At 72.1% G+C, this 19,357-nt stretch carries 16 protein-coding genes and 1 pseudogene; 11 read left to right on the top strand and 6 right to left on the bottom strand.

What is annotated here, in order from left to right:
• Nucleotides 1–9 precede the first annotated feature (9 nt).
• A complete protein-coding gene (locus VD659_RS05330) occupies nt 10–336 on the bottom strand; it encodes a DUF4229 domain-containing protein (protein WP_423260099.1) in 327 nt (108 codons plus the stop codon).
• A 176-nt stretch (nt 337–512) separates the two neighbouring features.
• Between VD659_RS05330 and VD659_RS05325 the strand changes: the two genes are divergently transcribed.
• Together VD659_RS05325 and VD659_RS05320 are read left to right on the top strand one after the other, a co-directional pair.
• Nucleotides 513–866 (top strand): PLDc N-terminal domain-containing protein, encoded by a 354-nt coding sequence (locus tag VD659_RS05325; RefSeq protein ID WP_423260098.1) that lies wholly within the window; start codon nt 513–515, stop codon nt 864–866.
• On the top strand, nt 863–2,959 hold the full coding sequence (locus VD659_RS05320) for a thiamine pyrophosphate-binding protein (RefSeq protein WP_423260097.1): 2,097 nt from the start codon (nt 863–865) through the stop codon (nt 2,957–2,959). The genes VD659_RS05325 and VD659_RS05320 overlap by 4 nt, the downstream gene beginning before the upstream one ends.
• 97 nt (nt 2,960–3,056) lie before the next feature.
• On the opposite strand, the gene VD659_RS05315 is transcribed toward VD659_RS05320, so the two are convergent.
• Nucleotides 3,057–3,881: a hypothetical protein gene (locus VD659_RS05315; RefSeq protein ID WP_423260096.1), complete on the bottom strand. Its 825-nt coding sequence runs from the start codon at nt 3,879–3,881 to the stop codon at nt 3,057–3,059.
• Nucleotides 3,878–4,531 carry an RNA polymerase sigma factor gene (locus VD659_RS05310; RefSeq protein ID WP_423260095.1) on the bottom strand — a complete coding sequence of 218 codons (654 nt, stop codon included), beginning with the start codon at nt 4,529–4,531 and terminating at the stop codon, nt 3,878–3,880. The genes VD659_RS05315 and VD659_RS05310 overlap by 4 nt, the downstream gene beginning before the upstream one ends.
• A 109-nt stretch (nt 4,532–4,640) precedes the next feature.
• Between VD659_RS05310 and recQ the strand changes: the two are divergent.
• A pseudogene (recQ, locus tag VD659_RS05305) lies at nt 4,641–6,524 on the top strand (DNA helicase RecQ); the annotation flags it as partial.
• A gap of 395 nt (nt 6,525–6,919) precedes the next feature.
• On the opposite strand, the gene VD659_RS05300 reads toward recQ, so the two are convergent.
• Both VD659_RS05300 and VD659_RS05295 read right to left on the bottom strand, forming a co-directional pair.
• Entirely contained in the window at nt 6,920–7,957 is a 1,038-nt protein-coding gene (locus VD659_RS05300) for a DUF305 domain-containing protein (protein ID WP_423260094.1), read from the bottom strand.
• Complete coding sequence (locus VD659_RS05295; RefSeq protein ID WP_423260093.1) at nt 7,954–8,586, bottom strand: DUF3105 domain-containing protein; 633 nt, start codon at nt 8,584–8,586, stop codon at nt 7,954–7,956. Before VD659_RS05295 ends, VD659_RS05300 begins: the two co-directional genes overlap by 4 nt.
• A 211-nt stretch (nt 8,587–8,797) precedes the next feature.
• On the opposite strand from VD659_RS05295, the gene VD659_RS05290 reads away from it, so the two are divergent.
• Nucleotides 8,798–9,508 (top strand): lysophospholipid acyltransferase family protein, encoded by a 711-nt coding sequence (locus tag VD659_RS05290; protein WP_137838044.1) that lies wholly within the window; start codon nt 8,798–8,800, stop codon nt 9,506–9,508.
• Between the two features lie 204 nt (nt 9,509–9,712).
• Here the strand turns inward: VD659_RS05290 and VD659_RS05285 are convergent, their stop codons facing one another.
• Nucleotides 9,713–10,201 (bottom strand): winged helix-turn-helix transcriptional regulator, encoded by a 489-nt coding sequence (locus tag VD659_RS05285; protein ID WP_423260092.1) that lies wholly within the window; start codon nt 10,199–10,201, stop codon nt 9,713–9,715.
• Between the two features lie 64 nt (nt 10,202–10,265).
• On the opposite strand from VD659_RS05285, the gene VD659_RS05280 reads away from it, so the two are divergent.
• The 7 genes from VD659_RS05280 to pip all read left to right on the top strand — a co-directional run bounded on the left by VD659_RS05280 (nt 10,266) and on the right by pip (nt 19,128).
• A complete protein-coding gene (locus VD659_RS05280) occupies nt 10,266–11,504 on the top strand; it encodes an MFS transporter (RefSeq protein WP_423260091.1) in 1,239 nt (412 codons plus the stop codon).
• A gap of 155 nt (nt 11,505–11,659) precedes the next feature.
• A complete protein-coding gene (locus VD659_RS05275; protein WP_423260090.1) occupies nt 11,660–13,873 on the top strand; it encodes an acyl-CoA dehydrogenase in 2,214 nt (737 codons plus the stop codon).
• Nucleotides 13,874–13,987: 114 nt separating this feature from the next.
• On the top strand, nt 13,988–14,941 hold the full coding sequence (locus tag VD659_RS05270; protein WP_423260089.1) for an ABC transporter ATP-binding protein: 954 nt from the start codon (nt 13,988–13,990) through the stop codon (nt 14,939–14,941).
• The gene (locus tag VD659_RS05265) at nt 14,938–15,771 is read left to right on the top strand and encodes an ABC transporter permease (RefSeq protein WP_423260088.1); all 834 of its coding nucleotides are present in this window, start codon (nt 14,938–14,940) and stop codon (nt 15,769–15,771) included. The genes VD659_RS05270 and VD659_RS05265 overlap by 4 nt, the downstream gene beginning before the upstream one ends.
• 80 nt (nt 15,772–15,851) lie before the next feature.
• Nucleotides 15,852–17,261, top strand: a complete 1,410-nt coding sequence (locus VD659_RS05260; protein ID WP_423260087.1) for a histidine kinase — start codon at nt 15,852–15,854, stop codon at nt 17,259–17,261.
• Nucleotides 17,258–18,022 (top strand): response regulator, encoded by a 765-nt coding sequence (locus tag VD659_RS05255; protein WP_423260086.1) that lies wholly within the window; start codon nt 17,258–17,260, stop codon nt 18,020–18,022. The genes VD659_RS05260 and VD659_RS05255 overlap by 4 nt, the downstream gene beginning before the upstream one ends.
• 116 nt (nt 18,023–18,138) lie before the next feature.
• The gene (pip, locus tag VD659_RS05250) at nt 18,139–19,128 is read left to right on the top strand and encodes a prolyl aminopeptidase (RefSeq protein WP_423260085.1); all 990 of its coding nucleotides are present in this window, start codon (nt 18,139–18,141) and stop codon (nt 19,126–19,128) included.
• The last annotated feature ends 229 nt before the right edge of the window (nt 19,129–19,357 follow it).

The following is a 19,357-nucleotide window of genomic DNA, read 5'->3' as shown; positions in this document are numbered from 1 at the left end:
GGAGATGGATTACTTCTCGGTGGGGGCGGGCGTGCCACCGGAGACGTCGGCTGCGGCGGCGTCGACGGCCGAGTCCTCGACATCCTCGTCTTCCGAGGGCGTCGCGGCTTTCGGCCGCCGGGCCTCGTGGCGGTTCTCGCGCGCCTGGTAGAGCGTCTTCGACGCTTCTTCGCGGGGCTTGCGCAAGAAGATGATCGACAGGCTCAGCGAGACCAGCGCTGCGATCACGGCGGCGAGCCAGGGCGTGATCTGCAGCAGGAGCAGGACCGCGAGCACGACGGCGAACAACCCCAATCGGATGAGGGTGTAAACGAGCCAGGTGCGTCCGGGTTTCACGGTATCGAGTCTATGACTCGTTGGCTGACCGCCTGCCGGAAGTGGCGCATCCGACGGCGGTCTCGTCGCGCATCCGGTGCCCGTCTCGCGAGTCGTCTCGTGGCCCGTCATCGCGGTCAGGTCACGGTCGGTGAACCCGCAGTCGGCTCCCCGGATGCCGGGGGTACAGTTACTCCATGGCTCGCGTACTCCTGGCCCTCGTCATCGTTGTCGTGGCGTTCACCGTGTACGCGCTCGTGGACTGTCTCATGCTGCAGAAGGCCCGGGTGCGTGCCCTTCCGCGCGCGGCCTGGTTCTTCATCGTGCTGCTGTTCCCGGTCATCGGCGGTCTGCTCTGGTTCTTCATCGGGCGTGGCCGTCCCGTCGCATCCGGGCCCCGGCGGCGGGTGATCGGCCCCGACGACGACCCCGACTTCCTCGGCAGTGTGCGGCCCGTGCACGACCCCGACGAGGACGAGCGCATCCGCGAGCTCGAGAAGCGCCTGGCCGAGACCGACGACGACGCGGATCCGGGCAGAACCGAGCGGTGAGCACTGAGCGCCCGGCGCCGTCGAGCCCTGCCGCGACGTTCGCCTCCCGGCTGGTGCGTGCGTTCGCCGCGCTCGGTGTGCGGCATGCCGTCGTGTCGCCCGGATCGCGTTCGCAGGCCCTCGCGCTGGCCCTGGCCGAACTCGAGCGCGAGGGGCTGCTCGCCGTGCACGTGCGCATCGACGAGCGGGTGGCGGCGTTCACCGCGCTCGGCATCGCCCGGGAGAGCGGGGTGCCCGCCCTCGTGGTGACCACCTCGGGCACGGCGGTCGCGAACCTGCTTCCTGCGGTGGTGGAGGCCTCGCACTCGGGGGTGCCGATGGTCGTGCTGAGCGCCGATCGTCCGGCGCGCCTGCGGGGAACGGGTTCCAACCAGACCACGTGGCAGCCCGGCATGTTCGGGCGCTTCGCGCGGGCCGCGCTCGACGTCGCGGCGCCGGAGCCGGGCGCGGTTCCGGATGCGCGGGCGCTCGCGGCGTACGCGTTCGCGGCGGCGTCGGGTGGGGCTCTGGACTCTCTGCCTGACTTCTCCCGGTTGCACCACCCAGCCGAGGTCGCGCTTGATGCTGACTTCGGCGCTCTCGGCGATACTTGGCGCGACCTCGGTGCTGCCGCGGGCGGGGTCGCGGCTCGGGCGGGCGCGGGGCCCGGGCCCGGGCCGGGTCCGGGGCCGGTGCAGTTGAACCTGCAGTTCGTGGAGCCCTTGTCCGGGGCGGTGGAGGAGGAGGGGCCGGACGCGCGTGACGCCGGCTCGGCATCCGAGCCGCGCCACCCCGCCGAGCCCCGCCACCTCGGCGAGCAGGGCCAGCCCGGTGACCCGCGCCAGCCCGGCGAGGTCGCACTAGGTGCGGAGTTCGCCCTCGCGGTCGACACTTCGCGCGACCTGGCCGCGGGTACCGGCGAGCGCGCGGAGGCGCGGCCTCGCACGCTGCACCTCGCGCAGGGGCCGCGCACGGTCGTGATCGCGGGCGCCGACGCCGGTGAGGCGGCCAATGCGTTCGCCCTGGCGGCCGGGTGGCCGTTGTTCGCCGAGGTGTCGAGCGGTGCGCACTTCGGGCCGAACCTCGTGGTCGCCTACCGCACCCTGCTCGACCACCCCGATTTCGGCGGCCGGGTGGAGCGGGTGGTGCTGTTCGGGCATCCGACGCTCAGCCGGCAGGTGCCGGCGCTCGTGGGGCGCGACGACGTCGAACTCGTGGTGGTGCGGGGCGCGGGCGAGCCGGTGGTGCCGCATCCGGATGCCGTGGTCGTCGACGCGGTCACCGCCGATCCCGAAGACCGTTCCGACCGCGCCGCCCGCGCGTGGACGGGCCAGTGGGTGTTCGCGAGCCGCGAGCTGCTCGACGATTCCGTCGCTGCGGACGAGGTGGCGCCGCCGCTGCAGACCCGCGGTGGCACCGACGACCTGGCGGGCGCCCGTGACTTCGCGCGCAACGAGCTCGCCGCCCTGCGCGCGCCGGTCACGCGCCGGGCGCTCACGCTCGCCGTGTGGCGGGCGACCTGGCCGCACGACCGGCTCGTGCTCGGGGCGTCTCGGCTCATCCGCGAGCTGGACGCGGTGGCGCCGGGCAAGAAGATCCCCGTGCACGCGAACCGCGGTGTCGCGGGAATCGACGGCACCGTGGCCACCGCGACCGGCATCGCGCTCGCGAGCCAGGGTGCGGGGCCTGCGGTGCGCGGCGGCGCCGGCGCGAGCACCGGCGACTCCACGGGCACCGGACGGGGCGACATCGGGCGACCGGATGCCGCCGGCCGTGCCCGCGCGGGCACCACCCGGGTGCTGCTCGGCGACGTCACGCTGCTGCACGACGTCGGCGCCCTGCTCTTCGGCCTCGGCGAGACGCGGCCCCGGCTGCAACTGGTGGTGGGCAACGACGGCGGCGGAACCATCTTCGACGGGCTCGAAGTGGCCGGCACGGCCGACCCCGAGGCCTTCGACCGGGTGATGTTCACGCCGCACTCGGTGTCGCTCGCGCCGCTCGCCGCCGCCTATGGCTGGGAGTACCGCCTCGTCACGGGCCGCGGCGACCTCGATTCGGCGCTGGCCTCGCCGCCCGCCGGCCCGAGCATCCTCGAGGTCGCGCTCGACCGCTGAGCCCGCGCCGCGCATCCCCGCCCCGAGACGGTCCTCCACGCACCATCGCGGCCTATCAGTAGGTCGAGCTGAGCGGAGGCGAGGACGGGCAGGCCCCCTATCCCGCCGGCTCCGGGAGCACGGCGGGGGCCTGGCCGATCACGGACTCGCCGATGACGGTCACGCCGTCGGACTTGTAGACCGGGAAGCGGTCGTGCAGGCGGTTCTGCTCCTCCACCCACGCGACGGCGTCGCTCGGATTGTCGAACTTCGGCATGTCGGGCGACTCGAGCGGCGACTGCATGTCGGTCTTGTAGGCGTAACCGCGCTTGCCGTTCGAGGCATACACCGGGACCAGGTCGGGTTCGGCGATGAATTTCCCGTCGACGTCGATCTTCTCGGCGCCGAAGGTCTGGCCGTTGGCATTGACGCCCCACTGAGTCTCGAGATAGGTGATGTAGGCGACGGTGAGCGTCCAGCGCGCATCCGGACTGGTCTCGACGGTGAAGCCGCGATCGGCGGGGATGGACATCGTGGGGTGATGGAAGCCGGCGGGGTATTCTCCGCTCGTCGACGGCGACGAGCAGCTGGTGCTGGATCCGTTCTCGAACCGGAAATCCCCCGGAGTCACGCAGGTGAACCGGTACTCGATGGCATTCGCTCCGACCGGTGGCTCGCCGAGTTCGAGGGTGCCGGTGCCAGTGAACGTGCCCGAGAAGCTCGTCGGGAGCTCGACGACGATCGGCGTGCCCGGGGGCCGCGGTCCGTGTGCGATCTGCGCCGTGGCCGCGCCGGCACCGCCCAGAAGCACGACGGCGCCGAGGAATCCGGCGCCGAGGCGCCAGCGCCGGCGGCGGCGCGCCAGACGATGGGTGGCCACCTCGTCGACGAGGGCCGCGCGGAAGGCCTCGGCGAAGACGGGGTCGATCGTGATGTCGTTCATACGCGTCCTCCTTCGGATGCGAGGGTGTCGTCGTGGAGAGCGGCCGGGGCGCTCGCGGGTTCGTCGGGCGACGTGGATTCCGGCGGCCCGGATGCCTCGCCCGGGCGATCGAGTACCACCCGCAGCCGTGCCCGCAGCCGCGACAGCCGCGTGCGGGCGGTCCCGGGCGCGAGGCGCAGCACCTCCGCCGCCTCTGTCGGCGAATACCCCTCGAGCATCACCAGCACGACGAGCCCGCGGTCGGTGTCGTCGAGCTGGCGCAAGGCCGTCTGCAGTTCGGGAGGGAGCGCATCCGTTCTCTCCAGCGCCTCCTGCTCGGCGGAAGGGTGGTCGACCGACCGCGGCAGGCGGCCGAGGAGGCTGCGGTAGCGGCGGGTGGTGCGGCGGGTGTTGAGCGCCGCGTTCGTGGTGGCGACCAGCAGCCAGGGGAGCGCCGAGCCGTCGACCAGGCGAACGGATTCGCGCCGCCGCCAGAGCTCGAGGAAGGCGGTGCCCGTCACGTCTTCGGCGTCGTGCCGGTCGAGCAGCTGGCGGTAGGCGTGCCGGAACACGCGGTTCTTGTGCCGGTCGAAGAGCAGGCCGAAGGCCTCACTGTCGCCCGTCAACCCCCGCGACCAGAGTTCGGCTTCGCCGGGCTCGATGCTGTCCATGCACTGTATTGTCCGGGACTCCGGCGAACGTTACAGACACGTGTCGTCTAGTTCTCCACAGGGTCGTTCAGACGGGACCGGATGCGCAGAGTCTGTGGAGAGGGCCGGGATGTCGGCCACGCGAACTAGGCTCGTTCCCGTGACCCAAGCATCCGCATCCGCTGCCCTCGACACCCTCAGCCGGGTGTTCGGCTACGACTCGTTCCGGGGCGACCAGGCCGAGGTCATCGACCACGTGATCGCCGGCGGCGACGCGGTGGTGCTCATGCCGACGGGCGCCGGCAAGTCGCTCTGCTACCAGGTGCCGTCGCTCGTGCGAAAGGGCACCGGCGTCGTCATCTCGCCGCTCATCGCGCTCATGCACGACCAGGTCGAGTCCATGAAGGCCGTCGGCGTGCGGGCGGCCTTCCTCAATTCCACGCAAGACGCCGCCGAGCGCGCCTCGGTGGAGCAGGCCTATCTCGCGGGCGAGCTCGATCTGCTCTACGTGGCGCCCGAGCGGCTGTCGGCCGAGAGCACCAAGCGCTTCCTCGAGAACGGCGAGATCGCGCTCTTCGCGATCGACGAGGCGCACTGCGTGTCGCAGTGGGGCCACGACTTCCGGCCCGACTACCTCGCCCTCGCCGAGCTGGCCGAGCGCTGGCCCACCGTGCCGCGCATCGCGCTCACCGCCACGGCGACCGAGGCCACCCACAAGGAGATCACCCAGCGCCTGTCGCTCGGCGACGCCCGGCATTTCGTGGCGAGCTTCGACCGGCCGAACATCCAGTACCGCATCGACCCGAAGGGCGAGGTGCGGCGGCAGTTGCTCTCGTTCATCCGCACCGAGCACCAGGGCGACGCGGGCATCGTCTACGGCCTCTCGCGCAACACGGTCGAGAAGACGGCGCAGTTCCTGGCCGAGAACGGCATCGACGCCATGCCCTATCACGCGGGGCTCGACGCGCGGGTGCGCGCCCGCACGCAGGCCCGCTTCCTGCGCGACGAGGGCGTCGTCATCGTGGCCACCATCGCGTTCGGCATGGGGATCGACAAACCGGATGTGCGGTTCGTCGCCCACATCGACCTTCCGAAGTCGGTCGAGGGCTACTACCAGGAGACCGGGCGTGCGGGCCGCGACGGGCTGCCGTCGACGGCGTGGATGGCCTACGGGCTCAACGACGTGGTGCAGCAGCGCCGCATGATCGACGAGTCGCCGGGCGACCTGGCGCACCGGCGCCGGTTGTCGGCGCACCTGGATGCAATGCTCGCGCTCTGCGAGACCGTCAGCTGCCGCCGGGTGAACCTCCTCGGCTACTTCGGGCAGAAGAGCGAGCCGTGCGGCAACTGCGACACCTGCCTCACGCCGCCGGAGTCGTGGGACGGCACGGTTCCCGCGCAGAAGCTGCTCTCCACCGTGGTGCGGCTCGACCGGGAGCGCAATCAGCGCTTCGGCGCGGGGCACCTCGTCGACATCCTGCGCGGCAAGCGCACTGAGCGGGTTGCGCAGTGGAAGCACGACGAGCTCACCGTGTGGGGCATCGGCCCCGATCTGAGCGAGCAGCAGTGGCGCGGCGTCGTGAGGCAGTTGCTGGCGCAGGGGCTGCTCGCGGTGCACGACGACGGCTACGGAACCCTCGTCATCACGCCGGAGAGCGCGGCGGTGCTCTCGGGCGACCGCGTGGTGCACCTGCGACGCGAGCCAGCGCGTCCCGCCGGGGCGCGGGGGAGCGGCTCTTCCTCGGGAGGGTCCGGAGGCCGGAGCGGCCGCTCCTCGGCGGCGAAGCTCGAGTTGTCTCCAGCCGACGGCGAGCTGTTCGAGGTGCTGCGGGCCTGGCGTGCCGCCACCGCTAGAGAGCAGGGAGTTCCGGCCTACGTGGTCTTCCACGATGCGACGCTCGCGGCGGTCGCCGCGCTCAAGCCGGCCTCGGTGCGCGACCTCGAGGGTGTTCCCGGCATCGGTGAGCGTAAACGCGAGGCGTACGGCGAGGGGCTCGTGGCCGTGGTGGCCGCGGGCGCGTTCGAACCGGGCGATGGCGCGGGCACGGGCGCGGCTGCGGCGAGTTCTGCGCCGGCGTTTGGTGCAGGCTCGGGGGCAGGATCGCGGTCGAGTTCGGGTTCGGGTTCAGCGACGGCCGCCCGGGGTTCGTCGCGAGGCGGCCGGTCGAGCGGGCTGGTGGAACGTCGGTTCCGCACCGACGGAGGCGCCGGAGCCGGAGCCGGGGGCAGCGGAGCCGGCGGGGGGCGCGAGGCAGAGCCCCGCTTCGTCGAGCCCGACTACCCGGTCGATGACATCCCGCCTTTCGACGAGTCCTACGCCCCTCTCGACGACGGCGACGCACCACCCGACGACTACCGCTGACATGTCGCCGGGTGGCGAGGCGGCGACACGTTGGCAGGCAGACGGTTCTAGGCCCCGCGAGCCGCCAGCAGCGTGCGCATGTACTCGATCTCGCCGGTCTGCGCGAAGGCCATCGACTTCGCCAGCGCCACCACGTCGGGGTTGGTACTGCGGGCGATGACGGCCTCGGCCATCTCCACGCCGCCGAGGTGATGGGCGATCATCAGCTGCAGGAAGAGGCGCTCCGCCTCGACCCCGGTGAGTGTCGAGAGCCGCGCGATGTCGGCGGCCGAGGCCATGCCGGGCATCGGGCCGCCCGGGACCATCGGCGCCGCGGTCGCTGCCGCCGTAGTCGCCGTACCTGTCGCCGCCGCACCCGTCACCGCCGCATCTGTCGCCGCGGAGCCGTCGGCGGCAGCAGAGGCCGGCGGTGTGCTCGTGGCAGTGGGCGCATCCGTTCCCGTGGCGGACGTGGGCGCGGCCGTGGTCGCCGCGGTGCCCCCGTGCTCGTGCCCCGAACCCGTGCCGTCGAGCGTGGGCTGCAGCATCCAGGTCATGGCGGGCTGCGTCGAGGCCTGGGGCAGGCCCCAGAGGTTGAGCCAGGCGTACATCTGCCCCGACTGCTGCGACTGGGAGGTCGCGATGTCGTAGGCGAGCCGCCGGATGTCGGGGTCGTCGGTCTGCGTGCGGATGATCATCGCCATCTGAACGGCTTGATCGTGGTGCTGCTGCATGTCTCGAGCGAATCCGGCCTCGGCGCTGGTGTCGGATGGCGTAGCGGTGCGCGGCGCGGCGAGCCAGCCGCCGGCGAAGGCGACGATCGCAATCAGCACCGCACCGAGCACGGCGGCGACGGCGATGCGCCCTCGGGGGCGCCGGGATGCAGCCCGCTCGCCCGCTGGAGAACCAGCGTCGCTCGCGCCATCCGAATTCGCGCCGTCACCGTCACCGTCACCGTCACCGTTGCCGCTGCCGTTGCGGGCTGCGTCAGATCGACTCACGCCGGCTTCGCGTGCCTTCCCCGCAGGACGGCATCCGCGGTCGTCGGCCGGCTCGACGCGGCCTTCCGCGCCGGGCGCCGCCACGTCGTCTGGCTTCTCGGTCACGCGACCTTGCCGGGCCCGTCCACCCCGCCGGTGCAGGGTGCGCCGGGCTCGGGAGAGCTGGCCGACTTCCAGAACTTCGTCACGAACTCGCCGAGCCGGGGGTCGTCGACACCGGTGAGGAAGACCTGATTGCCCCAGGCCGAGGCCACGACGGGTGCGCCGAGGTTCGAGAAGGGGGAGAGCACGACGTAGGTGTTCGGGAGCTGCGACTGCAGGCTCGCGACGCCCGCGGCATCCACGAGGGTGGGATCATAGGTCACCCAGACGGCCCCGTGCTCGAGGTCGTGCACGGCGTTCTCGTTCGGCACGGGCTCCGAGTACACGCCGCAGTTGAGCCACACGGGGTTGTGGTCGCCGCCAGCCGGCGGGGTCATCGTGTAGTCCACGGTGCCCGACACGTGGTTCGCGGTAAGGCCCGGGTAGGTCTTGAGGTCGCTGATGGCGATCGAGGCCGGGTCGACCTTCGGTGTCGTGTTCGACACGATGAAGACGGCCAGCAGCGCGATCACGGCGGCGCCGGCGACGCCTCCGGAGATCCAGCCGATCAGGCGGTTGCGGCGCTGCCGCTTCTGCTGCGCCACCATGGCGGCGACCTTCGCGGCGCGCCGGGCATCCCGTTCCTCCTTCACGGTGAGTTTCTTCGCTTGATCCTTCGCCTTCGGCGGGACGGGCGACGGGCTGGAGGAGTCGGAACGCGGAGACACGGCTCTCATTTCACGAGACGGCGGGCACAAGGAGTTGAAGCTACAACTATTCCCAGGATGCCTGGAAGATCCATGAGTGTGCAACGACAGCGCGTCCATAGCCGCGCGGGAATGCATCCCGTGTGAGGATCAGGGGATGTTCAAGTCGGTCGCCAAGGGAGTCGTGCGCCCGGTCGCGCGCGTGCTCTACCGCCCGACGGTCACGGGCCGGGAGAACGTGCCCCGAACCGGCCCAGTGCTCTTCGCGAGCAACCATCTGAGCTTCATCGACAGCGTCGCGATCACCCTGATGGCCCCGCGCGACGTGCGCTTTCTCGCCAAGGCCGAGTACTTCACGGGCGATGGGATGCGCGGCCGCGTCTCGAAGACCTTCTTCGACGCGATCGGCGCCATCCCGGTCGACCGGGAGAGCAACACCGCGGCGCAGGACTCCCTCGAACGCGGCCGCGAGGTGCTCGAGGAGGGCGGCGCCTTCGCCATCTACCCCGAAGGCACCCGTTCCCGGGACGGCCGGCTGTACAAGGGCCGCACGGGTGTGGCCTGGCTCGGCCTCACCGTGGGCTGCCCGATCGTGCCCGTGGCGCTGACCGGCACGCAGGAACTGCTGCCCGTGGATGCGCGGGTGCCGCGCATCCGGCCCGTCACCATCCAGTTCGGCGAGCCCATCGACGCCGCCGCCTACGGTGAGGCCTCGTCGGCGCGTGCCCGCCGCAAGCTCACCGACGACGTGATGGCCGAGATCGGCCGGATGTCGGGGCAGGAGCTCGCCGGCGCCTACAACGAACCCCCGCCGGCCAACGTGGTCGAGCGCGTGCGCCGCGCCCTCCACCGCAACGACCCCCTCTGAGGCAACTCCCGGCGTTCGCCCCGACCGGCTCCACCCATGCACCCAGACCGCTCCACACAAAAACAAGGACTTTCGGGCCGACACGCGGTCTGACGTCAGCTCAGGCTCGGCGAGTCCGGCCAGAACTCCTTGTTTTTGGAGGATCTCCTTGTTTTTGGCGTGAGGCGCAGGGGACGGGGGCCCAGGGGCCGCGGGGGAGTGGGGCTACCAGGGGCGGCGGGCGGCCGGGCCGGGGGCGAGGTCGACGTCGGCGGCGGCCAGGGGGTGGCCGTCGGGGGTGACGAAGGCGACCGAGACGGGCTCGCGCGACTCGCGCTGCACCGCGACCGAGGCGGCTCCTCCGGCGTAGGGCACGAAGCTGTCGCCCCACTGCAGCAGTGCTCCGAGCACCGGCTTCAGGGCGAGCCCGCTCTCGGTGAGGTGGTAGCTGAACCGCTCGCGTGACCCGGCCTCGCGGTAGGAGCGCTTCTCGAGCACGCCGGCCGCCACGAGCTTCGCCAGCCGGGCGGTGAGGATGTCGCTCGGCGCGCCCAGCGACGCGCGGAACTCGGAGAACCGGCTGATGCCGCGCATCGCATCCCGCACGATCAGGATCGACCACTTCTCGCCGATCACGTCGAGCGTGCGCACGATCTGGCAGTTCGGCCCGTCGAGCGCAGCGGCGTCGCCCTGACCGCTTTCCCCGGATGTCATGCCCCCAGAGTACGACTTCGCGTTCTGAATTGGAAATTCCAAGCGAGGCGGCTACGGTGGCCCCATGACACTGATCCGGCGTCTCGGCCGCCGCGGCACCTTCTGGTCGGCCGCGGCCGTGCTCGCTCTCTGCCTCTGGTCCAGCGGGGCACCGAGCGTTCTCTACCCGGTCTACGCCGCCGAGTGGCACCTGCCCTCCGTGGTCACCACGAGCGTGTTCGCCGCCTACCCGCTGGCGTTGCTGATCGTGCTGCTGTTCTTCGGCGGCCTCTCCGACAGCATCGGCCGCCGTCGCGCGATGCTCCTCGGGGTCGCGCTGATCGCGGTCGCCGCCGCCGTGTTCGCCGCGGCGCCCGACGTGGGCTGGCTCTACGCCGGCCGGGTGATGCAGGGGATCGGCACGGGCTTCGCGCTCGGGGCGGCGAGCGCCGCCCTGGTGGAGAACAACACCTCCACGAATCCCCGGGTGGCCAGCTCGCTCACCACCGTGTCCACGGCCGTCGGGCTCACCCTCGCACTGCTGGTCTCCGGCGTGCTGGCGCAGTACGCCCCGCTGCCGCTCGTGCTGAGCTTCGCCGTGCTGTTCGTGCTCGCCGCGCTGGCCTTCGCCGCCGTCTGGCTCACCCCCGCCGACACGGCCGGTCTCGGCCGCCCGAACTGGCGGCCTCGCGCGCTCCGGCTGCCGAAGGGCATGCTGCTGCCCTTCGTGGCCGCCACCCTCTCGGTGGCGCTCGCCTACAGCGTGGGCGCCATCTTCCTCTCGCTCGGCGCCCAGATGGCGCGCGACCTCACCGGCACCACCGACCTGCTCGTGGTGGGCGCCCTGCTCGGCGTCTCTTCGATCGCCATCGGCGTCACGGCTCTGCTGCTGCAGCGGGTGCCCGCGCACCTCTCGGTGATCATCGGAGGTGCGATCTCGCTCGCCAGCCTCGGCCTCATGGCCTCGGCCGCGGCGCTCGGCTCGATCGCCCTCTTCCTCGCCTGGTGCGTGGTGGGCGGGGTCGGCTACTCCTTCGCCTTCACGGGTGGCCTCGGTCTCGTCAACAAGTCGGCTCCGGCTCAGCACCGCGGAGCCACGCTCTCGATGCTCTACCTGTTCTCGTACCTGCTCCAGGCCGTCACCGCCGTCGGCGCCGGCGCTCTCGCCACGGCGATCGGGCTCGGCCCGGCGGTCGACCTGATGGCTCCGCTGGTGGGCGTGCTCGCGGTCGCCGCCCTCCTCTTCGCCTCGCTCGACCTCGCGGCCGGGCGGCGGCGCGACCGTGCGGCGTTGTCTGCCTCCGCGGTCGAAACCGGCGCCTGACTGTGGGATGTGCACAGTGCTGGTTCGAGCGCATCCGCCGGTCTTTGTAGGCGGCTGACGGGAGATTTTCGTGTCGGCGGTGGGCCTCGTAGCGTGAAGGACGGCCTTGTCCGCGCTCGCGGACGAGGTGTGCGCCACGACGAAGAGGACCACAGATGACGGACACGGTCGACACCACGAACAACGCCGAAGACGCGCCCGAGCGCCCGGCGGCAGAGGCCGGCGTCATCGAGCCGGATGCGGTCGAGGCCGACGCGATCGACAGCGAGCTCGACTCCACGGCCCGTCGCGCCGGTTCGACGGATGCGCGCCGCCCGTCGAACAACCACGTCGTGGTGGCCCGCACCGACGTGGAGTGGCTCGGCCGCTACCTGCTCGGCACCTGGGCGGACGTACGGCTCGGCGCCCGGGACCTGACCGCAAAGCCCGAGATGCAGCGCATCGAGGGACTCAGCCTCGACGAGCACCGCGAGCGCGTCTTCGGCCAGCTCGAGCTGCTGGTGCAGAACGGCCAGGTGCACCGCGCGTTCCCGAAGTCGGTCGGTGGCGAAGACGACCACGGCGGCAACATCGCGGGCTTCGAGGAGCTCGTGACGGCGGACCCGTCGCTGCAGATCAAGTCGGGCGTGCAGTGGGGACTGTTCGGTGCCGCGGTGCTGCACCTCGGCACCCAGTACCACCACGAGACCTTCCTGCCCGGCATCATGAGCCTCGAGGTGCCCGGCGCCTTCGCCATGACCGAGACGGGTCACGGCTCGGATGTCGCCGCCATCGGCACCACGGCCACGTACGACGAGCAGACGCAGGAGTTCGTCATCCACACCCCGTTCCGCGGGGCCTGGAAGGACTACCTCGGCAACGCGGCCGTGCACGGCACCGCCGCCGTGCTCTTCGCGCAGCTCATCACCCAGAACGTCAACCACGGCGTGCACGCGTTCTACGTGCCGCTGCGCGACCCGGCCACGAAGGCGTTCCTGCCCGGGATCGGCGGAGAGGACGACGGCCTCAAGGGCGGCCTCAACGGCATCGACAACGGACGCCTGCACTTCGACCAGGTGCGCATCCCCCGCGCCAACCTGCTCAACCGCTACGGCGACGTGGCCGAGGACGGCACGTACTCGAGCCCCATCGAGAGCCCCGGCCGCCGCTTCTTCACCATGCTCGGCACCCTCGTGCAGGGCCGCGTGTCGCTCGACGGCGCCTCCGTCGCCGCGGCGAAGATCGCGCTCACCATCGCCATCACCTACGGCAACGAGCGCCGCCAGTTCACCGCCGGCAGCGACACCGACGAGGAGGTGCTGCTCGACTACCAGCTGCACCAGAAGCGGCTCATCCCGAAGCTCGCCACCACCTACGCCGCGAGCTTCGCGCACGAGCAGTTGCTCACGAAGTTCGACCAGGTGTTCTCCGGTGCGGCCGACACGGATGACGACCGCCAAGACCTCGAGACCCTCGCCGCCGCGCTCAAGCCGCTGAGCACCTGGCACGCGCTCGAGACCCTGCAGGAGGCGCGCGAGGCCACCGGCGGCGCCGGCTTCCTGGCCGAGAACCGCCTGGTGGGCCTGCGTGCCGACCTCGACGTCTACGCCACCTTCGAGGGCGACAACCACGTGCTGCTGCAGCTCGTGGCCAAGCGCCTGCTCAGTGACTACAGCCGGCGCTTCGCGAAGGCCGACTTCGGCGTGCTCGCGCGCTACGTGGTGGAGCAGGCGGCCGACCGCGCGGTGCACGGCTCGGGGCTGCGCTCGCTCAGCCAGCGCGTGGCCGACTTCGGCTCGACCGCGCGCTCGGTGGGCCAGCTGCGCGACGCATCCGCTCAGCGCCAGCTGCTCACCGACCGCGTCGAGACGATGGTGGCCGAGGTGGCCGCGGCACTGCGCCCGGCGTCGAAGCTCTCGAAGAAGGCCGCCGCCGATCTGTTCAACCTGCACCAGTCGCAGATCATCGAGGCCGCCCGCGCGCACGCCGAACTGCTGCAGTGGGAGGCCTTCACCGAGGCCGTGGACGGCCCGACCGGGCTCGCCTCGGGCATGGACGACGGCACCCGCGTCGTGCTCACCTGGCTGCGTGACCTGTTCGGGCTCGGCCTGGTCGAGAAGCACCTGGCCTGGTACCTCATGAACGGCCGCCTCTCGCCCAAGCGGGCGCAGGCGGTCGGGCTCTACACGGAGCGGCTGTCCGCGCGCATCCGCCCGCACGCTCAAGACCTCGTGCGGGCTTTCGGCTACGGCCCGGAGCACGTGCGCGCGGCCATCGCCACCGGCGCCGAGCGCGAGCGCCAGACCGAGGCGCGCGACTACTACCGTGCCGCCCGCGAGGCCGGCACGCTCCCCGCAGTCGAGAAGAAGCCCTCCTCGAAGCGCCGCTGAGCGCGTGGTACCCCGGTACGATCAGACGGCACCGGGGAGGGATGGGGCCCCGGCGTCGACACCCGTAGCGTGAGGAAAGCGCAGTGAGCGCGGAACCACGACGAAGGAGAAGAGATGATCGAGGCGACATCCCTGACCAAGCGCTACGGGGCCAGAACGGCGGTCGACTCGGTCGACTTCACCGTGCGGCCCGGCCAGGTCACCGGCTTCCTCGGCCCGAACGGCGCCGGAAAATCGACGACGATGCGGATGATCGTGGGGCTCGACCGTCCCACCTCCGGCACCGTCACCGTGAACGGCAAACGCTACGCCGAGCACCGCTCGCCGCTGCGCGAAGTCGGCGTGCTGCTCGACGCCAAGGCCGTGCACACCGGCCGCAGCGCTCGCAACCACCTGCGCGCGATTGCGGCGACCCACGGCATCCCGACCGCCCGCGTCGACGAGGTGATCGGCCTCACCGGGCTGCAGAGCGTGGCCCGCAAGCGCGTGGGCGGCTTCTCGCTCGGCATGGGCCAGCGCCTCGGCATCGCGGCCGCGCTGCTCGGCGACCCGGCCACGCTCATCCTCGACGAGCCCGTGAACGGCCTCGACCCCGAGGGCGTGCTCTGGGTGCGCGGCTTCGTGCGGCAGCTCGCCGCCGAGGGACGCACGGTGCTGCTCTCGAGCCACCTGATGAGCGAGATGGCGCTCACCGCCGACCACATCATCGTGCTCGGCAAGGGCCGGGTGATCGCGAACGCCTCGGTGTCCGACATCCTGGGCTCCACGCAGACCTTCGTGCGGGTGCGGAGCCCGCGCATCGCCGAGGTCGCCCAACGGCTCGGTCAGCCCGACGTCACCATCACCGGCACCGCGGCCGATGTCATCGAGGTGCGCGGACTCACCGCCGAGGTCATCGGCGACACCGCGCTCGCACTCGGGGTGGCACTGCACGAGCTCACCACCGTGCAGGGCTCGCTCGAGGACGCCTACATGGACCTCACGCGCGACGAGGTGGAGTACCGCACGACGGTGCCGGCCGGTGCCGCCGTGCCCGCCTCCGCGACCGCCGGGGAGGTGGCCCGATGAGCGCCGCGATCCCCGCTTCCGTCACTCCCACCGCAGGCCGCTCCACCTTCCGCGCGGCGACGGATGTGCATCTCAGCTTCGCGGGCGTGCTGCAGAGCGAATGGATCAAGCTCACCACCCTCCGCTCCACCGTGTGGGCCTACGCGATCGTGGTGCTGCTGCAGATCGGCATGGGCGCGGTGCTCGTGCTGACCATCGACTCGCCGGCCGGGGCGTCGGGCGTGGCCGGCGCGGAGACGCTGGTTCTGCCGGCGACGCTCGGCATCATCCTGAACCAGCTCGTGGTCTCGGTGCTCGGCGTGCTCGTGATCACCGGCGAATACGGCACCGGGCAGATCCGTTCGAGCCTGACCGCCGTGCCGCGGCGCACTCCGGTGCTCTGGGCCAAGGCGCTCGTGTTCGTCGTGACCACCTTCGTGGTGGGTCTCGTCGCGGTGGTGGCGGCGGCGGCCGTCTCGTGGTCGATGCTCGCGGCGCGCGGCGCCGCCCTCGACCTCTCGGACGGCGAGCTGTGGGGCCGCCTGGTGGGCGGGGCCGGCTACCTCGCCCTCGTGGGGCTCGTCGCGTTCTTCCTCGGGGCGATCCTGCGGCACACCGCCGCGGGGCTCGCGGCCGCGCTCGGGCTGCTGCTCGTGGTGCCGACGGTGCTGTCGCTGATCGGCGCGGAGTGGGCATCCGTGCTCGCCCAGTGGCTGCCCGGGAGCGTGGGCCAGACGCTGTTCTTCGGCAGCTCGACCTTCGAGCCCTGGCAGGCGCTGCTCATCATGCTCGGCTGGATCGCGCTCTTCGCGGCGGTGGCGGCCGTGCTGCTCAAGCGGAGGGACGCCTGACGATGACCCACAGCGGCCCCGCAGGGGGCCCCAGCGGCAGGTCCTCGGCGCCGGCGGTCCACCCGTCCGGCGCCGAGGACTTGCGGCTGCCCAAACCGCCGGGGTTCATCCGCTCGTACTTCAACCGGCATCCGTGGTTGCTCGACTCGCTGATCGCGGGCGCCTACGTGGTGCCCATGGGCGTGTTCGCGCTCGTGCTGCTCGTGCGCTCGCTCATCGACGGCACTCCGCTGCTCGGCTTCGCGAACCTCTACGGCACCGCCGCCGTGGGTGTCGGGCTGCTCTTCCGGCGCCACGTGCCCGTGATCACGGCGGCGATCTGCGCCGGATCGATGATCGTGCTCTCCGCCGACTCGCGGCAGCTCGACGTGGTGCCGATGATCTTCGCGCTCTACGCGCTCGCCGTCTACCGCAGCGCCCGCTCGGCCTGGATCTGGACCGCCATCGGCGTGGCCACCGGGGTGGCCGCGACCGTGCTGCACTCGCCCGGCGACCTCGCGAACATCGTGGGCTCTGGCGTCCTGTTCGCCCTGGTGCTCGTGATCGCCACGCTCGTGGGCATCACCTTCGGCAATCGGCGGCGGTACATCCAGGCGCTGCTCGACCGGGCGGCGCAGCTGGCCCGGGAGCGCGACCAGCGGGCGCAGCTCGCCGCTGCGGAAGAGCGGGCCCGCATCGCCCGCGAGCTGCACGACATCGTGGCGCACAGCCTCACCGTGATCGTGGCGCTCTCCGACGGCGCCGAGGCGAGCATCGAGCGGTCTCCGGATGCCGCCCGGGAGGCCGTGCGGCAGACGGCCGCCACCGCGCGGCGGGCGCTCACCGACATGCGGCGGTCGCTCGGGGTGCTGACCGAGCAGTCGTCGGAGGGATCGACGCCGTTCGCGCCGCAACCGGGGGTCGGCGACCTCGCGGCGCTGATCGAGTCGTTCCGGGCGGCGGGCCTGCCCGTGCGCTACACGACGACCGGGGTGCCCGCGGCCGACCCGGTGCTGCAGCTCACCGTCTACCGGGTGGTGCAGGAGGCCCTCACGAACGCGCTGCGCTACGCGCTGCAGCCGACGGCGGTCGAGGTGCGCATCGACCACGGGCCGGCGGGAGCGACGGTCGACGTGCTCGACGACGGCCTCGACCCGGGGCGCGGCGCCGCGTCGGCGGGCTCCGGGCGCGGGCTGATCGGCATCCGGGAGCGCGCGGCGGTGCACGGCGGGGGAGTGACGGCCGGGCCGGCGGGGGCTCCTGGGTCGCGGGGGTGGCGGGTGCGGGCGGTGCTGGGGGCGCCGGGGCCTGCGACCGGGCCGGGGCCCGCGACCGGGCCGGAGACCGCGTCCGGCCCGGGGCCTGCGACCGCGCCGTTGCCCGCGCCCGGACCGGTGACCGCGTCGGGCCCGGGGCCCGCGACCGGGCCGGTGCCTGCGCCGGGCGCAGTGACACCGCCGTGGCCCGCGCCCGGCACTCGAACGGAACGCGACGAAAGGACCAGCTCATGAGCCAGCCGCAGGCGAGCGATGCCGGGGAGGCCGGCACGGGCATCCGGTTGCTGCTCGTCGACGATCAGCAGCTGATCCGGCTCGGCATGCGCATGGTGCTCGATGCGCAGGACGGCTTCGAGGTGGTGGGCGAGGCCGGCGACGGGCGCGAGGCGATCGCGGCGGTCGCGCGGCTGAGACCCGATGTGGTGCTGATGGACGTGCGGATGCCGGGGATGGACGGCATCGAGGCCACCCGGGCGATCGTGGCGGCGAACCCGGAGAGCCGCATCATCATCCTGACGACCTTCGACCTCGACGAGTACGCCTTCGCGGGGCTGAACGCGGGGGCGAGCGGGTTCCTACTGAAGGACGCGCAGCCGGCCGAGCTCGCGGGGGCGATCCGGGCGGTGGCCTCGGGCGACGCCGCCGTGTCGCCGCGGGTGACGCGCAAGCTGCTCGAGCTGTTCGGGCCGCAGCTGCCGGCGGGCGCGGGCGCCGACGCGGGCGCGGGCGGCGCATCCAGCGCATCCGCGGGCTCCGTCGGTGCTGCCGCTACCGCCGGATCGCCCAGCGGGGCGCGGCTCGCCGCCCTCACCGAGCGCGAGCGCGAGGTGCTCGTGGCGATGGCCGAGGGCCTCACGAACACCGAGATCGCGGCCCGCTTCTTCCTCTCCGAGTCCACCGTGAAGACCCACGTCGGCCGCGTGCTCATGAAGCTCGAGCTCCGCGACCGCGTGCAGGCCGTCATCTTCGCCTACGCCTCCGGCCTCGTGCGGTAGTCGCCGGCCCGTGCGTGTCCAGTTTTTGCAGGAATAGCGCGGAGCGACGGCCTATTTGCGCCGCTCGCCGCTATTCCTGCAAAAACTGGACMCSCACGCCCGCCTAGGCTCGAGGCATGCGCACCTTCTACCCCGAGATCGAGCCGCACACGAGCGGCATGCTCGACGTCGGCGACGGTCAGTCGCTCTACTGGGAGGAGTCGGGCAACCCCGACGGCAAGCCGGTCGTGTTCCTGCACGGCGGGCCGGGCGGCGGCACGAGCCCCGCGCACCGGCGGCTGTTCGACCCGGAACGCTACCGCATCGTGCTCTTCGACCAGCGCGGCTGCGGCAAGAGCCTGCCGCACGCGAGCGAGCCCGGGGCCGAGCTCGCCGCGAACACCACCTGGCACCTCGTGGCCGACATCGAGCGGCTGCGCGAGGCCCGGGGTATCGATCGCTGGCAGGTGCTCGGCGGGTCGTGGGGCAGCGCCCTCGCGCTCGCCTACGCCGAGACGCATCCCGAGCGGGTCACCGAGCTCGTGCTGCGCGGCATCTTCACCCTGAGGCAGAGCGAGCTCGACTGGTTCTACGAGGGCGGCGCGAGCGCCATCGTGCCCGACAACTGGGAGAAGTTCACCGCTCCGGTGACGGATGCGCGGGCCCGCGCGAGCGCATCCGGAGCCCCCGATCTGCCCGACACCTACATCCACGCCTACCACCGCCTGCTCGAGCACCCCGACCCGGCCGTCCACGGCCCCGCGGCCGTGGCGTGGTCGACCTGGGAGGCCTCGGCCATCACGCTCATCCCTCGCCCCGAGGTGATCGCCACCTTCGCCGAGCCGAGCTACGCCCTGGCCTTCGCGCGCATCGAGAACCACTACTTCGTGAACGACGGCTGGTTCGAGCCGGGGCAGTTGATCCGGGATGCGCACCGGCTGCGCGACATCCCCGCCGTCATCGTGCACGGGCGCTACGACCTCTGCACCCCGGCCACCATCGCCTGGGACCTGCACCGCGCCTGGCCCGAGGCCGAGCTGCACCTCATCCCGGATGCGGGCCACGCCTTCGACGAGCCCGGCATCCTCGACGCCCTCATCACCGCCACCGACCGCTTCGCCTCCTGACGTTCACGCCGTGGTGCGCGCCCCGCAGCACGGATCCCGGTGACGCACCGGCCTCACCGGGCCGCGCGCGCCGGCCGGCGTCGCCGAGTCTTCACCGTCCGTTCACGCGGCAGTGGCTCGCGCCTCACGGTCGTGGCCGCCTCGGCAGCGGAGGATCGTGGGAACCCTCCGGTGAAGTGCGCCCGGGGCGGGCGGATGGGGACAGGACGGTCGCGCGGTGACGAACGGT

This window comes from Herbiconiux sp. 11R-BC (assembly GCF_049472555.1).
Taxonomy (GTDB): domain Bacteria; phylum Actinomycetota; class Actinomycetes; order Actinomycetales; family Microbacteriaceae; genus Herbiconiux.
The sequence above is the reverse complement of the archived record's forward strand: the minus strand, read 5'-3'. Positions and strand labels throughout refer to the sequence as shown.